Raw genomic sequence first — 15,923 nt, forward strand, 5'->3', positions numbered from 1 at the left:
TTATAATTTATAGTTAAATGTAGCGGTTTAATTTAAATCCCGCACATTCAGTTCGCAATTAATCCATATTTTGAAGCCATGTACGGGCTTTATCAACGCTGGTGAAGAACTGGGCAGTCACCTTACCCATGGTTATATCGATGCTTTTATGAGCCGACATGCGGCTGAAGGTGCTGGGCGAATAGATCCATGCGAAATGCTTTAAACCGGCTTCCTGCATGGCCGGGAACCAAAACTCACCGCCCCAATCGGCCGCTTCAGACCAGTTGCCCGTTACGTAGGTATTATCATTCAGCACTTTCGAACAGTTATTCTTCTTCAGCAAATCGAGCATGATCATGCAGCCCTTTTTTACTGAATCAAAGTTCTGATAGCCCAACCAGTTCACATCCAGCCATTGGTGCTCAGGCAAATACCTCATTTCAATGAAGTTGCCTTTATAATAAGTTTGATTATCGGTTTCAATGTCAATAAACTCCTGCTTACCATTAATAGGGAGCAAGAAAAAAAACGTTGAGCCCTCCCCTGGTGTGCTCTCAATCCAAAAACTACCGTTGTGCCGTTTAATAATTTCGGAGGAGATAAACAGTCCTAAACCCAGTCCCTGAAAACGCATAGACGTATTATCCACCCTGTAATAGCGATCAAAAAGCTTGGTAAGGTTTTCGGGCTCAATGCCGATACCGAAATCCTGTACCGAAACAATGAGATTATTTTGCTTTAATTCGGAACGAACAACAACCCTATCGCTGTTTGGAGAATACTTAATAGCGTTGGCAATCAAATTGTTAATCACCTGCTCTATGCGTAGCCTGTCGCCCTTGTATACCACCTCATCGTTACGCTCAATGATTATATGGTATTTTTGATTGGCCTGCTGAATATTTTCTACCGTTTCGGTAAGGGCGGTACTAAACTCGAAAGGTTCGAGGTTATAATTCATCTTCCCGGCGTTGATCTTGGAAACGTCGAGCAGATCATTGATCAGGCTTTCTAAACGTACCAACTGGGCTGCCGATTTATTGATAAAGTTATAAGCCTTGTCTTCGGGCATAATGCCTTTAAGCGCCAGCTGCATAAACGCTTTTACCGAAGTAAGCGGCGTTTTAAGCTCGTGGCTGGCAATGCTCAAAAATTCATCTTTCTGGCGTTCGGCCTGCTTTTGCTCATGAATATCGGTAGTGATACCAAACCATTTGATCACCTTACCATTGTGGTTTTTCAGGGGCAGCGCTTTGCCCAGTTGCCAGCGGTACGTGTTATCTAACCCACGCCTGAAACGGTATTGAATTTCGTAATTAGTGCCGTGCTGTATAGATTGAGCCCAAACCTGGCTTGTGCGCTCAATATCATCGGCGTGTACAATGCTGTACCAGTTATTTCCAAGAGATTGTTGGGCAGGCAACCCTGTATACTCGGTATACCGCTTATTTAAATAATCTATATTTCCGTGCGGGTCGGCGGTCCAAACTATAACTGGCACATTATCGGCAATCAGCTTAAATTGTGCCAGACCGGCCAGTAAATTATCCGCCTGTGTGTCTGCATCCGTTCTACAAGTGGCCGCTGCTGAAGAAAGCAATTGATTTTCGGCAGTAAGGCGTTCAACTTCCCGCTTTAAACGTTCAATTTCTGCGGCCTGCTGGTTAGTATCGGGTTCGGACATAAGTTAAGTACTTCGCTCTAAAATGCTTGCGGAATAATCAAAGATATTTAATTTAACAAACGTTAAATACTACCCAGTTATACCCGAAAAGCATATAATTAACTATCAATAATTTAGATTGTTTGTTAAAAATGGGCTTCTCGTCAATTTAATAGCAGGCAACATCAGTGAGCACAATCAGCCCTGATAAGGAGGATTTATCTTACCCTAAATACATCCCCAGTTGATAGATTAATAATCCTTATTAAGCAGCTTTTCCAGCTCGGCGAAGCTGATATTCATCTTCACACGGCCTTGCTTGGCGTAAGATATTTCACCGGTTTCTTCAGATACGATGATGGCCGTGGCATCATTAGCTTCGGTAACACCAATGCCGGCCCGGTGGCGTAAACCAAACTGCGGGGGCAGATCGGTATTATCGGTAAGAGGTAAAATGCAACTGGCCGATTTGATCTTGTTCCCCGATATAATAACGGCACCATCATGCAATGGTCCGTTCTTTTGAAAAATACTTTCGATAAGGCGCTTTGATATTTTAGCCTCCATTACCTCGCAGCTGTTTTGGTAGATCTGTTCGTCGTAGTCTTTCACAAAAACAATGAGTGCGCCTGTATGGGTTTGCTTCATGCTTTTGCAAGCATCTATAATAGGCTTAATGCGCTTGTAGTTATCTTTTTCCACATCGGTTTTACCCAAAAAATACCGCCACCAGGCGCGGTTACGTTGTAGTGAGGCATTGCGGCCTACCAGTAATAAAAATCGCCTTATCTCTTGCTGAAAAACCACAATGACCGCTATAATACCCACGTTCATAAAGTTGCCCAGAATGCCGGTAAGCAGGCGCATGTTTAAGGCCCTCACCACAAAATACAGCAGGCAAACCATAGCTAAACCAATAAATATATTGGCGGCAATGGTACCCCGTATCAGGTTGTAAAGCTGATAGATGAGCAAGGCTACCAGCAGTACATCGAGTACATCGAAGAGGTTAAATTTAAACAGGTTAAAGTCTATCGACTGCATGAACGAAGTTAGGCATTTTTACGGAATTGGCAGTGAGACGCCGTAAGCACAAAGTAAAATGGCATGAAATAAAACGATTAACAGGGCATACTCTTTAAAGTGATGCCCTGCTAAATGCGCTTACTTATCCGAAAGAATTCGGCGTAATGAAGTTGCTGAAATATTACTGACCAGTTGTTTCCAACTTAGGCACTACCCTTTTCTCGGGCGGCAGGGCCATGTATTTCTTATAAGAATCGTTGATGTAAACCGCCATAGATTCGGCATTGTTGCTGGTTACAAACTCGTACGTTGGGCGGTATAAGTTCATAAATGCATCCAAATCCTGTCCTTTTAACGGCACTATACTGCTTACGTAGGTACGTGTAAATGCCGAGTCGATACGGCGTTCTTTCACCTCTTGTGCAAAGTATTTTTTAAGACGGCGGGCATCTTTGGCTTCTTTACCAAACCAGGTGGTTGGCGACAATACGTAAACCTTACTTTTTTGATATACCGACGGGTATTCGGCCCTTGGGTCAAACCTTTCGCCGCGCACGTTTACCTGGCCCAGCGTTATACCTAAACGAGCCATAGTAATGTATTTAAATTTCATATCGGCAACGTAAAGCGTATCTGAAACGTAGCCGGGCGATGAAATAATTAAGGTGTTGCCCATTATCCCCCTGATCTCAAAATTACCGTTATCATCACTCAGGGCTGCCTGGCTGTTGTTGGTATTCTTGATAAAAACGTTGCTCATTTTGGCGTTGGTACCACTTTCGATAACCTGGCCCTTAATTACATTTTGTTGTGCTTGTGCACCCATGCCTATAAGGCAAAGGCAAATCATTATCAGGTAGGTTGTGGCTCTCATAGGTATAATGTATCAGTTATATAGCAATAAAACCGCGTTACAGCAGCATAGTTTTCATTTGAAATGTTAAAATTTAGGCTTTATGGACCAAAAGCATCAAATAAGGCTTTCAACATTATGTAATCGACAACTCACTCATGCCGCCTGACAGACACAGGTAATGCATAACAAGTGGCCGAAGTGATCTTACAGGCAAAGTAAATACAATGGCGGCAATAACGCAACCTAATACACTTACCGATTTTTACACTTATTCAAATGTTTTGATCAACGGATCGTTAAAATGATCGTTAAACCACTCATCAAACAACTGGTTCACTTCCAGCTCTGGGTGCTTACCGGCATAAGTAGCAAATTGTGTGGCAATAAATTTAACATCGGCGGTTAATAGCTGGCTAAGTGTATCGGCACTTTCGCCGTTCACTTCTCCCTTTAATTGCCCGTCAATTTTCTCTTTTATTCTGTCTTGTAAAGTCATAATGGTTGCGTTTAAGTACTGAGTTAACAAATAAGAAGCCAGAGAACAATTGCAGCAACTGATAATAGCGATAATTATACAGGCAGATGCTGTAATAGTTTACCGGTTTACAAAAGCACCTTTTACCGAGTGCTTAATAATTGCAAATGGCACATTTACTTAAATGACTTATTTGATCCATTATAATATCCCTGCCAAATAAAAAAAGGCTGCTTCCCATTGTTGGGAAGCAGCCTTTTAAGTCATTGATCAAAATCGCCGGTTAGCGATGTTGATTTATTTTTTCCAAACGTTATTGCTCTCGTTAAAGTCGGGCAATACTTTATCAGGGTCATAGGTAACGCTTTCAATTTCTGAAGTAGATGGGTACCTGAAAGTCCAGGTGTTGTTGCGTTCCCAAATTTCTACCGGCAATTTAATACGTTCTGTTTTACCACCTTTTTGTTTAATTTCCAGGATAACCGGCATGGCCATTTTCTCCAGGTTATCTAAAGTGATCATGGCACCTTGTGAGGCATCGCCGCTTACATACTTCACGTCGCGAACGCCTACATCTAAACGCCAGTTGTTGGTAAACCAGCCTCTCCAAAACCACTGCAAACTTTCGCCAGATACATTTTCCATAGTACGGAAGAAATCATCGGGTGTTGGGTGTTTAAAGGCCCAACGCTCAACATAGGTACGGAAAGCAAAATCGAAACGCTCGGGACCTAAGATCTGCTCGCGCAGCAAGGTTAAACCGGCACCCGGTTTTGAGTATAGTAAAGTACCGTTGTTACGTTCTTTAATACCGGCCGGCGTATTCAGGATAGCCTCAGTAGTTGGGCGGGTGTAAAAATCACCTGCACGGTGCATATCGGTTGGGCGGGTTGGTTTGTACTCGCCGTTGTTAAATGCATCGGTGCTCAGGGTGTTAATGAAGGTATTGAAGCCCTCATCCATCCAGCCGTATAAGCGCTCGTTTGAACCCACGATCATTGGGAACCAGGTATGGCCAAACTCATGATCGTTTACCCCCCAAAGGCCCGAGCCTTTAGCACGCGCACCGCAAAATACGATACCCGGATACTCCATACCACCTACAATACCGGCTACGGTTGAGGCTACAGGGTAAGGAAACTCAAACCATTTATTAGAGTAATGCTCAATAGCTTTTTTAGTATACTCGGTTGAACGCCCCCAGGCGGCATCACCATTGCTTTCTTCAGGATAAGCCGATACCGAAATACATTTTTTGCCACTTGGCAAATTAATCTTGGCAGCATCAACAATAAAGGCGGCCGAAGAAGACCAGGCCACATCGCGTGCGTTCTTGATTTTAAAGCGCCAGGTTAGCTCAGATTTACCTGAAGGACGCGAAGCTGCATTAGTTACCTCGGCAGCACTACGGATAATTACTGCTTTTTCGCTTTGTGCGGCTTGTGCCCAGCGTTTTTGCTGCTCGGCAGTATATACCTCGCCCGGGTTTTGCAATTCGCCCGATGCCAGTACTATGTGGTTTGATGGTGCAGTAATGGCTACATCAAAATCGCCATACTCCAGGTAAAACTCACCCGGACCTGTATATGGCACGGTGTTCCATCCCATTACATCATCATACACGCACATGCGCGGATACCATTGCGCAACGGTAAATATTTTACCATTTTTGGTTTGCAGGATACCGGTACGGTCAGACCCATAATCGGGCTCAACAAAAGAGTATTCGATGTTTACCTTTACCTGCCCGCCATTGGGTGCAACTTCTTTGGTTAAAAAGATTTGCATGCGGGTATCGTTGATCATGTACTTTACATCGGTACCATTTACTTTTACCGACTTAATTTTGTAACCGGCATCAAACACCTGTCCGCGGCCGCCGTTACGGCTACCACTTGGCGGAATGATGGCGCTACCGCGCGAATCTTGCTTAAACAGGTTCTGGTCTAACTGCATCCATAAAAAGCCCAGTTTTTGCGGACTGTTATTGGTGTAGGTTAAAGCCTCGGTACCGGTAATTTCGTTGGATTTATCGTTAAGGCGGGCGGTTAACTGGTAATCGGCCCGGTTTTGCCAGTAGCGTGCCCCCGGCTCGCCGCTGGCGGCTCTAAAATCGTTCCCATTCTTGGTGTAGAACAAAGGCCCGAAAGCTTCCTGGTAATTATATTTGGAAACAGGAGCATTGGGATCTACCTGTTGCTGCTGTTGCCCCTGGGCGTTGGCCAGCCCGGTAACAGCCATCAAAGCCAGAGAAAGACCGGCTAAAAAGTTGTATCTCATGTGTTAAATTTTATTGCGCACTAAAAAGCAATAATAAGATTATTTAGGCTATTGTACTTACAGGTAAACCGATTGTTACCAAATTATATTTGCCTGCCTATTTGCCAAAGTGTTGAGCATAGGCCTTCTCATCAAAACCAAAAGACAAAAAGCCGTTGTCTTCAATAACCGGGCGTTTGATCATACTGGTTTTTTGCTGCAATAATGGTAACGCTTCCGCAGCAGAATGCACGCTTTCCTTGGTTTCGGCATCCAGGCCGCGCCAGGTAAGGCCCTGCTTGTTTAAAAACTTTTCGTAACCTGCTTTGTCGTTCCACTCGGCCAGCTTTTCGGCGCTTACGCCAAGCTTTTTAAAATCGTGAAATTCGTAGTTAACGTTGTGCTGCTTTAGCCAGTCTATGGCTTTTTTAACGGTGTTGCAGTTGGTAATGCCGTATACTTTCATGCGGCTAAGTTATTAATTTCTGCCGCCACCGCTTACATCGTCGTTGCTGATGCTGCGCTTGCTCTTCTTCAGTTCGCCACCCAGGCTGCCAAATTTATAATTGAAGCTGATGTTAATAGCACGGGCATACTGGTTATTGAGCGTAAGCTGGTACGAGGTAGGCGTGCGGATGGTATTATCTATTGTGCGGAACTTTTGAAAAGGTGTATTGGCGTATACGGATATAGTTGCTTTTTTATTCCAAAACTCTTTAGAAGCACTGGCCGAATAACCTAACCAATAGTTATCGCGCCCTTGAAGCAACACGTAGCGACTATCAAAATCAACATTGGCACCCAGGCGGTAGCCGTTATCAAACTTATAGCTTAAACCACCAAAGCTATGACCCTGGTAGCCTTTGGCGTTATACAATACCCCGTTTACATAGCCTTTAAGCCATACATGCACCAACTGGCTATTGAGGTTAAAGTTAAGTTTAGAAGTAAACGGATAATTGATGTTCAGGTCGGCGCCAAGGCGTTTGTTAGAGCCTACGTTATCGTAGGTACTTACACTAACAGCTGTTGCTGTATTAATGGTGGTAATACTTTCTACCGTGTTGTTGGCAAACTTATAGTTTACGCCGAAGTTGAACGACCCTTTCTTGAAGTTGCTGTATGTAAGCTCAACGCTATGGTTTACCACCGGGCGCAGGTTAGGATTACCCACCTCAATAAACTGCGGGTTTTGGCTGTTTACAAACGGGTTTAGCTGCCATATACCGGGGCGTTGTATACGGTCGGTATAGCCCAGGTTTAAGCTGCTACTAGTAAATGAGCGCTGTATAGATAACGAAGGAATTAAGTTAGAATACTTTTGATCTACCACGTTGTTGGCATTCACCGTAGTGTGCTCCAGGCGTAAACCTCCCTTGGCTACCCACTTATCGTTAAACTTATATTGGTAAGAATTATAAACGCTGTATACGTTTTGCTGGTAATCGAATACCTGGCTTTGCCGGGCATCAGTTACGTAGGCATTGGTGTTTGCTGTGAGTGTATCGTTGCGGCTATCGCTAAAATTATTCCGGAAAATGGCTTTGGCACCAGCTTCCAAATTTAGTTTTTTAAACGGCTGCACGTAATCTAACTGTGCGGTATGTTCATTAGCTCCCGAGTTGTTAAACTGCTGGTAATTGGGCTGTGTGTACCTTACCCGTTCTGTAAAACTAATATCGTTGAATTGAATATTCTTGTTGGAATTGTACTTGTACGATGCCGTGAGGGTTTGTTCTTTATTCTTTTTAAAGCCTAATTGGTAATCTAAGCCCGCGCTTAAACCGCGGTAAGTGTTATCGCTATTATTGAACGACCTGTACGCATTGCGTCTACTGGCATCGGTGCTCTCTAAATTAGAGAACTGCATAGCATCCGAGTAATTGTTGCCTTTATAATATTCAAACGAGCCTGTAAATAAATTTAAACTGTCGGCCTCGTAGCTTAACTCTGTACTGGCGTATGTATTGTTACCGGAGTTAGTGCGGTTACCATTTTGGTTAAGGGTTGATATGGGCGTGCCATCTTCCTTAAAGTTATTGTTTAAGTTACTGTAGTCGGTGGTAAGATTGTTGCGCTTGTTGTAACCGGCATATCCGCCTAAACCAAACTTCCCTTTTTTGTAGGTTAGGTTTAAATTAACGCCTGGTCCCCATAAGTTACTGTAGCGGGTATTAATGCTGCCGTTATAACCCTGGTCAATATTCTTTTTGGTAATAATGTTGATGATACCCGCCAAACCCTCGGCATCGTACTTGGCCGGTGGCGTAGTAATCACCTCTATCTTTTCAATATTACTGGCCGGCATAGCCCTGAACACATCGCTCGGACTTTTAGCAATTAGTGCCGACGGTTTGCCGTTGATAAGGATCTTGAAGTTGGTATTTCCCTGTAATTTGATCTGGTCAGTAGCATCTACAGATAGCAGGGGCACTTTGCGCATCATGTCCAGTACGGTGAGTACCTTATTTTCGGGGTCGGCCTGCACGTCGAAGGCTATGCGGTCTACCTCGCGTTTCATGAGGGGCCTAACAGCCGAAACGGTAACTTCTTTCAATTGGCCCGAAGCCGCCGAAATAAACAAACGACCAACATCTTTTACGCCTTTTAAATCGGTAAGGGTAATGGTCTTACCGGCATAGCCTACGTTGACCAGTGCCAATTTATACGATTTTTCGGCCAGGCCTGTTAATATAAACGTACCATCGTCTTTAGAGAAAGTACTTTTTACAGGCTGATTGGTGGTGGCATCTACCAGGGCAATGGTCACATAGCCTAAAGGTTGATTATTGGCCGAATCTATGACTGAACCTTTTACGGTAGCGGTAGACGGTGTTGTAGTTTGCGCAAAAGAAAACGCAGTAATACAAATAAAAGTTGTTAAGGTCAGTATAAATTTATTCATAGATTAATTGTGATGGCATAGGCCAGCCGCCCCGTATACAGTGCGCACATCCATAAGATGCGATAAAAACACAAAACGTTACAGTAGCGGTAAAATATAATTGCAAAATACCCCGAAAACATCAAATTATTGACACTTTGAAGGAGTTTTAACAAACATTTAACTTTTAGGTACTCACTTGTTAAAACGCGTCATGGTGAGTTCGGTACCTGCGGTAGCAAAACTTTTGATCATCTCTATCGATCTGTCTATCAGGGCAGGAAGCTCGGGCTTTTCATCCTCGTCAAAACCTCCCAGCACATAATCTACCTGGCGACCCTTAGGGTAATTGTCGTCTATACCAAAGCGCAAGCGGGCGTAGTTATTGTGGCTCAGCACTTGTTCAATATTTTTTAAGCCATTGTGGCCGGCCGCACTTCCCTTAGGCTTTAAGCGGAGGGTACCTAAAGGCAGGGCCAGGTCATCAACCAGCACCAGCACATTTTCCAACGGCACTTTCAATTGTTGCATCCAGTGGTTGAGCGCTTTGCCGCTCAGGTTCATATAAGTAGTTGGTTTAATTAAGCACAGCGTGCGCCCTTTATAATTTACCTCGGTATAATAAGCCAGCCGCATATTATGAAACTGGGTCTTTTCCTGTTTAGCCAGTTCATCAAGTATCATAAAACCAATGTTATGACGGGTGTCTTTATACTCGGGGCCAATGTTGCCAAGGCCAACTATTAGGTATTTCATTTTAGACTTGGGGATTTATAGACTTATTGAGGATGGACTTGTTGAAGAAGGACATTGAGAAGAAGATTTTAGGATGAAAGACTCTGTAAATTATGTTGCCTTGACAACATTGACGAAAGCCATGATCTGTTTTTGCAAGATTTGAACTTTACCAATAAGGCGTTCGATATGGTGAACATCAATCAAGCCACATTGACCTGAAATTACCAATTGAGTTTCTAATTCGTAAGCCGACCCTAAACTTGTGCTGAGAAAATAGACAAATTCCTTTGGGGAGTTTTTGGCAGAGCCTTCTGCAATATTTGAAGATACGGATACTGCGGCACGAAACATTTGACTGGATATTCCATACTTATGCTCAGACGGTAACGATTGCGTAAGCCGATACACTTCCTTCGCCAAATCAACAGCATCTTTCCAAATGTTTAATTGCCTGAAATTATGCTTTACCATTACTCAATCAGCTAATTTTATGTTCAAACGTAATACGCGAAAATAAAAACATTCCATTACTCTGTAGAACAATCGCTAATGCCACTAACTAAAAAAAGTCCCTCCTCCAAAAGTCCTTCTTCTCCAAGTCAAAAAAAAAGGCAGTGGCTTTAACAAAGCACTGCCTTTTTATTAAATCAAAAAGAAACTTATTTCTTACCTGAAGCAGCTTCTTGCTCGGCTTGACGCAGGGCACGTGAAGTGGTGATAGATAAGATAGTGTCTTCTGGAGTGTTAGTAATAGTTAGATTTGGAAGTTTGATGTCTCTAACACGAACTGAACTACCTACCTCTAAACCTTCTATGCTTACTTCAATAGTATCCAAATGATCTTTAGGTAAAGCTTTGATACGCAGTTTACGTAACTTTTGCGTTAATTTACCACCCATTTTAACACCTGGCGATGTACCGGTTAATAAAATCGGAATTTCAATAGTTACCGGTTTGCTCTCGTCCAGTAACAAAAAGTCAACGTGCAGGATCTCGTCGGTTAACGGGTGAAACTGCATGTCTTTGATGATGGCTTGTGAAGCAACACCGGCCACGTCTAAATCGATGAATTGAACAACGGGTGTGTAAACAACCGGTTTCAAATCAGCTGCGGACACTGAAAAGTGGGTTTGTGTAGCACCACCGTAAAGTACTGCAGGCACTTGACCTTGATAACGCAGTTCTTTAGCGTCGCGTTTCCCTACGTTCTCTCTTGGAGAACCGCTAATAGCAATTGATTTCATTTTCTTGTTTTGTTTTAACTTGTTAAACCTCTCCCCAACCCTCTCCAAAGGAGAGGGAGTAAGATAAGGGTATCGTTATTCTCTTAAAGTCCTCCCTTTTGGGGGGGATTTAGGAGGGGTTTTAATCTATTTTAAACAACTGGCTAATAGAACCATGCTCATTTACATTAGCAATGGCTTTACCAAACAGCTCGGCAGTTGATAACACTTTTATTTTGCTGCATTCCTGTTTCAAAGGAATGGTATCGGTAACGATCAACTCGGTTAAAGCCGAGTTTTGTATGGTTTCATACGCATTACCCGATAATACCGGGTGCGTACATACGGCACGTACACTGCGGGCGCCACGCTCCATAATTAAACCTGCGGCTTTAGCCAATGTACCGGCGGTATCCACAATATCATCAATCAGTACAATGTCCTGCCCGGTTACATCACCAATAATGGTCATGCTTTCAATTTCGTTGGCACGCTTACGGCGCTTATCGCATATAACTACCTCGGCGTTAAAAAACTTGGCAAAGGTACGGGCACGGTAAGAACCACCCATATCCGGCGATGCTATTGTCAAGTTTGGCAAGGCCAGGCTTTTAATGTAAGGCACAAAAATGATCGAAGCATCTAAATGATCGACCGGGATGTCAAAAAACGCCTGTATTTGTGCAGCATGCAAATCCATGGTCATTACGCGGTTGGCGCCCGCTGCGGTTAACAGGTTAGCTACCAGCTTAGCACCAATGGCCACACGCGGCTTATCTTTACGATCCTGACGCGCTAAACCGAAATAAGGGATTACCGCAGTTACATAATGGGCCGATGCACGACGGGCGGCATCTATCATCATGAGCAGTTCCATCAGGTTATCTGTTGGTGGGTTGGTGCTTTGTATAAAGAATACATCGCAGCCCCGTACCGATTCGTTAATGTGCGGCTGAAACTCTCCGTCGCTGAATTTCGAAATGGTCATATCGCCCAGTTCGCGGCCATCGTATGATCTTGCAATTTTGGTACCCAGATCTTTAGCTGCCGGGCCTGCAAATACTTTAACTGAGTTGAACTGTAACGGCATATCTTGATTTCGAATTTCGAACTTTCAATTTCGAATTTAAATTCCAAACAAGTTCAAAGGGCAAATTACTACCCTCCCTTGTTTATCCTGTAAATTCTTTAATTCTGAAAATTCCGGTTCAGACAAATAAACATTGCTATAAATGAAAAATTCGAATTTCGACATTCCGAAATTCGAATTTCTCTTTTGTGTTGTCCGACCAGGATTCGAACCTAGACAAACGGTACCAAAAACCGTCGTACTACCTTTATACTATCGGACAATCCGCTTTCAGATTTGTTATCCTCTTCCGAAATCGAATGCAAATGTAAGGTGAAAATCTGAAGCTGCAAAAATATTTTTCAAAAAAAATAAGAGCCCCTCCCAACCCTCCCCGGGAGGGAGGGCTTTAGAAAGCTCAACATAATTGATAGTCAATAACTCCCTCCCTCCCGGGGAGGGCTGGGGAGGGGCTTTAATTTCAACTAATTAACTTAACTAAGCAGAGTTTTATTAATTTCGTCAGCTTAAATTTTGTAAAGCAAATTGTAGAGTTTGGACATGAATTATACCAAGATCAATAACCTTTTTGGCTGGCTGGCTTTCTTAATTGCCGCCATTACTTACACTCTAACCCTGGAGCCCTACACCAGTTTTTGGGATTGCGGCGAATTTATTGCCTGCGCTTACCGCCTGCAGGTAGCCCACCAACCGGGTGCACCCCTGTTTACCATGATTGGTAAAGTATTTTCGCTCCTTTCTTTTGGCGATGTTACCCGCGTAGCTTTCTGGACCAATATGGCATCGGCCCTAGCCAGTGCAGCCACTATTTTGTTCCTGTTTTGGAGCATAACCATGCTGGCTAAAAAAATATTAGTTAAAAAAGTGGAAGATATGACCACCACCAACATGATCCTTATTATAGGCTCGGGTTTGGTAGGTGCACTGGCTTATACTTTCTCTGATACGTTTTGGTTCTCTGCGGTAGAGTCGGAGGTTTATGCGCAATCATCGTTATGTACGGCCATTGTATTTTGGGCCATCCTTAAATTTGATGCCCATGCCGATGAGCCCGGTGCCGACCGCTGGATCGTTTTTATTGCCTACATCATGGGCTTATCTATAGGTATTCACTTGTTAAACTTGCTGGTAATACCGGTTATTGCCCTAATTATATACTTCCGCCGCGCTAAAACAGTTACCAATTGGGGTACCATTGCTTCATTTGCCGTAGGTATTGTAGTATTAGGTTTAGTGCTTTGGGGCATTATCCAGTTTACGGTTAAAGGTGCTGCCTTTGCCGATCTTCTTTTTGTAAACAGCTTAGGCTTTAGCTTTAACAGTGGTGCTATTGTGTTTTATCTGTTGTTGATCACAACTTTGGTGGCCGGTATTTACTACTCGGTTACACAATCAAAAGGCGCTTTAATTGCTGCCATTGCCGCCTTTATTATTGCCTTAACCATTAGTAGCGGTATTGTAGGCTTAATTGCCGCCATTGCCGTTTTAGCTTTGCTGGAGTATGTTTTAAAAGTACGCCAAAAACGCTACTCGTTAAATATGGTGCTGTTATGTACCATGTTCATTTTGTTAGGTTATAGCTCTTTTGTGATGATCATAGTGCGTGCCAAGGCAGGTACTAATCTTAACAACAGCGATCCACAAGATGCATTTGCGCTGAACAGTTACTTAAACCGCGACCAGTATGGCGAAACTCCATTAATTTACGGTCAGTATTTTGATGGCAAAGCGGTTGAACAAACCGAAGGGGCTACTATTTACCGCCGCGGCGCTACTAAGTATGAAATAGCGGGTAAAAAAACCAATACCGTTTATGATCATAACACGCTTTTCCCACGCATGTATGATGATAAACCCGGTCAGGCTGCTTTTTACCGCCAGTGGATGGGGATGACGCCTGAAGAAGCCCCTACCATGAAACATAACCTGGGTTTCTTCTTTAGCTGGCAAATACAGCAAATGTATAACCGCTATTTCTTATGGAACTTTTGGGGCCGCAGTAACGATATGGATGGCCAGAACGACAGTAACGGCACCGATGGTAACTGGATTAGCGGTATAAACGTAGGTAAACCTCTGCCTTATACGGTTACCCAAAGCAAGGCTTATAACCGCCTGTTTGCTCTGCCTTTCATAATTGGTATTTTAGGATTGATCTACCATTTTAGAAACAACAAGCGCGATGCCGGAGTAGTAGCCGTATTATTCTTTTTTACCGGTTTAGCCATTGTGCTTTACCTCAACCAAAACCCATTGCAACCGCGCGAGCGTGATTATGCGTACGTAGGCTCTTTCTATGTGTTTGCCATTTGGATTGGTTTAGGCGTATTGTTCCTGGCCGATCTGTTTAATAAGGTTAAATCTATCAGCCCTAAAACAGGTGCTACCATAGCCACGGTGCTTTGCTTATTAGCTGCACCGGTACTCATGGCCAGCCAGGAATGGGATGACCACGACCGCTCTACCAAAACTACCCCGCGCGATATGGCCAGCAATTACCTCAATAGCTGCGCACCTAACGCCATCTTGTTTACCTATGGCGATAATGATACCTACCCGCTTTGGTACGCACAAGAGGTAGAAGGTATACGCCCCGATGTACGCATTGTGAACTTAAGCTTATTGGGTACCGATTGGTATATACGCCAGATGAAGCAGCAAATGAATGCTTCGGCACCGTTGCCTATTACCATGCCTAACGAAAAGTTTGCAGCCGGTGTGCGCGACGTTATTTACTGGAACGACCAGATGAACGTAAAGGATACTACGGAACTGAAAGAAGTGTTCGACTTTTTAACGTCGGATAACCCGGAGGCCAAAGTGCAGTACGAAAATGGCATGTCGCTAAACTACCTGCCTACCAAAAACTTTAAAATGACCATCAACGCCGATGAGTTGATTAAAACAGGTACGGTAAGCGCTGCTCAAAAAGACCTGATCGTGCCGGCCATGACCTGGAAATACGCATCTAACTATGTAACTAAGGATAACCTGGCCCTGATAGATATTTTAGCACACAACAACTGGAAACGCCCTGTTTATTTTGCCATTACCGTAGGTAACGAAAACATGATGGGCCTGGATAAGTACATGCACGATGAAGGCTTTGCCTACCACCTGCAGCCCTTAAAAGCCGATACTGCTGCCGACGCGCCCGAGCCGGTAAACAGCCTGGTAATGTACAACAATATGATGACTAAGTTTAAGTATGGCAATATGAAAAATGCCCGCTACCTTGATCATGAGTCGACCACCATGTTCTACCCTATTATCATTAAACAATTTAACTCGCTTGCGGCTAACCTGGCTAAAGACGGCCATACCGATTTAGCCGTTAACGCCTTAAAACGTTATGACGAAGTAATACCGGCCAGCATCCCGTTTGGCGAAGTAGCCCTGCGTAAATATTACATTACCACCACCGCTTACCAATTGGGGCAAACCCAGTTAGGCAGCAAGTGGATTAACCAGTTAGACGATTTTGTAAAGAACTCGTTAGACTATAATGCCACCGTAATGCAAAACGGCGGCGGCGAAGTTAACCAGCGCGACGTGCAGTTAGGTATGTACATGCTGAACGGATTAATGGAGTTAACCAATACCAACCACCAAACGGCATTATTTAAGAAGCTAAGCGCCCAATACAAAGGCTACGAAGCCAAATTTGGCAACGTACTTGGCGGACAAGGACAATAAATAAAAGAAAATCACACTTTAGGAAGCCGGT

The 15,923-nt window shown here is 43.7% G+C and carries 12 protein-coding genes and 1 tRNA gene; 1 reads left to right on the top strand and 12 read right to left on the bottom strand.

The window, feature by feature from the left end; translation table 11 throughout:
- Positions 1–58 precede the first annotated feature (58 nt).
- The 12 genes from IEV61_RS17340 to IEV61_RS17395 form a co-directional block, all read right to left on the bottom strand.
- Positions 59–1,666 carry a PAS domain-containing sensor histidine kinase gene (locus IEV61_RS17340; RefSeq protein WP_188418319.1) on the bottom strand — a complete coding sequence of 536 codons (1,608 nt, stop codon included), beginning with the start codon at positions 1,664–1,666 and terminating at the stop codon, positions 59–61.
- A gap of 231 nt (positions 1,667–1,897) precedes the next feature.
- Entirely contained in the window at positions 1,898–2,689 is a 792-nt protein-coding gene (cdaA, locus tag IEV61_RS17345; RefSeq protein ID WP_188418320.1) for a diadenylate cyclase CdaA, read from the bottom strand.
- Between the two features lie 163 nt (positions 2,690–2,852).
- On the bottom strand, positions 2,853–3,545 hold the full coding sequence (locus IEV61_RS17350) for a peptidase associated/transthyretin-like domain-containing protein (RefSeq protein WP_188418321.1): 693 nt from the start codon (positions 3,543–3,545) through the stop codon (positions 2,853–2,855).
- Positions 3,546–3,795: 250 nt separating this feature from the next.
- Entirely contained in the window at positions 3,796–4,023 is a 228-nt protein-coding gene (locus IEV61_RS17355) for a hypothetical protein (RefSeq protein ID WP_188418322.1), read from the bottom strand.
- A 276-nt stretch (positions 4,024–4,299) separates the two neighbouring features.
- Positions 4,300–6,282 carry a M1 family metallopeptidase gene (locus IEV61_RS17360; RefSeq protein ID WP_188418323.1) on the bottom strand — a complete coding sequence of 661 codons (1,983 nt, stop codon included), beginning with the start codon at positions 6,280–6,282 and terminating at the stop codon, positions 4,300–4,302.
- A 97-nt stretch (positions 6,283–6,379) separates the two neighbouring features.
- A complete protein-coding gene (locus IEV61_RS17365; RefSeq protein ID WP_188418324.1) occupies positions 6,380–6,727 on the bottom strand; it encodes a Spx/MgsR family RNA polymerase-binding regulatory protein in 348 nt (115 codons plus the stop codon).
- Positions 6,728–6,739: 12 nt separating this feature from the next.
- Entirely contained in the window at positions 6,740–9,166 is a 2,427-nt protein-coding gene (locus IEV61_RS17370) for an outer membrane beta-barrel family protein (protein ID WP_188418325.1), read from the bottom strand.
- Positions 9,167–9,340: 174 nt separating this feature from the next.
- Positions 9,341–9,901: an aminoacyl-tRNA hydrolase gene (gene pth / locus IEV61_RS17375; RefSeq protein ID WP_188418326.1), complete on the bottom strand. Its 561-nt coding sequence runs from the start codon at positions 9,899–9,901 to the stop codon at positions 9,341–9,343.
- Between the two features lie 90 nt (positions 9,902–9,991).
- Entirely contained in the window at positions 9,992–10,354 is a 363-nt protein-coding gene (locus tag IEV61_RS17380) for a four helix bundle protein (RefSeq protein ID WP_188418327.1), read from the bottom strand.
- A 188-nt stretch (positions 10,355–10,542) separates the two neighbouring features.
- A complete protein-coding gene (locus IEV61_RS17385; RefSeq protein ID WP_188418328.1) occupies positions 10,543–11,127 on the bottom strand; it encodes a 50S ribosomal protein L25/general stress protein Ctc in 585 nt (194 codons plus the stop codon).
- Between the two features lie 121 nt (positions 11,128–11,248).
- The gene (locus IEV61_RS17390; protein ID WP_188418329.1) at positions 11,249–12,196 is read right to left on the bottom strand and encodes a ribose-phosphate pyrophosphokinase; all 948 of its coding nucleotides are present in this window, start codon (positions 12,194–12,196) and stop codon (positions 11,249–11,251) included.
- A 191-nt stretch (positions 12,197–12,387) separates the two neighbouring features.
- Positions 12,388–12,458: transfer RNA gene (locus IEV61_RS17395), tRNA-Gln, on the bottom strand.
- A 278-nt stretch (positions 12,459–12,736) separates the two neighbouring features.
- Here IEV61_RS17395 and IEV61_RS17400 point away from each other — a divergent pair.
- On the top strand, positions 12,737–15,892 hold the full coding sequence (locus IEV61_RS17400) for a glycosyltransferase family 117 protein (protein ID WP_188418330.1): 3,156 nt from the start codon (positions 12,737–12,739) through the stop codon (positions 15,890–15,892).
- Positions 15,893–15,923: the final 31 nt, after the last annotated feature.

This window comes from Mucilaginibacter galii, from assembly GCF_014635825.1.
In the GTDB taxonomy this organism is placed as follows: Bacteria; Bacteroidota; Bacteroidia; order Sphingobacteriales; family Sphingobacteriaceae; genus Mucilaginibacter; species Mucilaginibacter galii.

Coding starts and splice junctions, on each gene's coding strand:
- pth (WP_188418326.1), bottom strand. CDS start 9,901: ATGAAATACCTAATAGTTGGCCTTGGCAACATTGGCCCCGAGTATAAA.
- IEV61_RS17340 (WP_188418319.1), bottom strand. CDS start 1,666: ATGTCCGAACCCGATACTAACCAGCAGGCCGCAGAAATTGAACGTTTA.
- IEV61_RS17355 (WP_188418322.1), bottom strand. CDS start 4,023: ATGACTTTACAAGACAGAATAAAAGAGAAAATTGACGGGCAATTAAAG.
- IEV61_RS17390 (WP_188418329.1), bottom strand. CDS start 12,196: ATGCCGTTACAGTTCAACTCAGTTAAAGTATTTGCAGGCCCGGCAGCT.
- IEV61_RS17385 (WP_188418328.1), bottom strand. CDS start 11,127: ATGAAATCAATTGCTATTAGCGGTTCTCCAAGAGAGAACGTAGGGAAA.
- IEV61_RS17370 (WP_188418325.1), bottom strand. CDS start 9,166: ATGAATAAATTTATACTGACCTTAACAACTTTTATTTGTATTACTGCG.
- IEV61_RS17380 (WP_188418327.1), bottom strand. CDS start 10,354: ATGGTAAAGCATAATTTCAGGCAATTAAACATTTGGAAAGATGCTGTT.
- IEV61_RS17365 (WP_188418324.1), bottom strand. CDS start 6,727: ATGAAAGTATACGGCATTACCAACTGCAACACCGTTAAAAAAGCCATA.
- IEV61_RS17350 (WP_188418321.1), bottom strand. CDS start 3,545: ATGAGAGCCACAACCTACCTGATAATGATTTGCCTTTGCCTTATAGGC.
- IEV61_RS17360 (WP_188418323.1), bottom strand. CDS start 6,282: ATGAGATACAACTTTTTAGCCGGTCTTTCTCTGGCTTTGATGGCTGTT.
- IEV61_RS17400 (WP_188418330.1), top strand. CDS start 12,737: ATGAATTATACCAAGATCAATAACCTTTTTGGCTGGCTGGCTTTCTTA.
- cdaA (WP_188418320.1), bottom strand. CDS start 2,689: ATGCAGTCGATAGACTTTAACCTGTTTAAATTTAACCTCTTCGATGTA.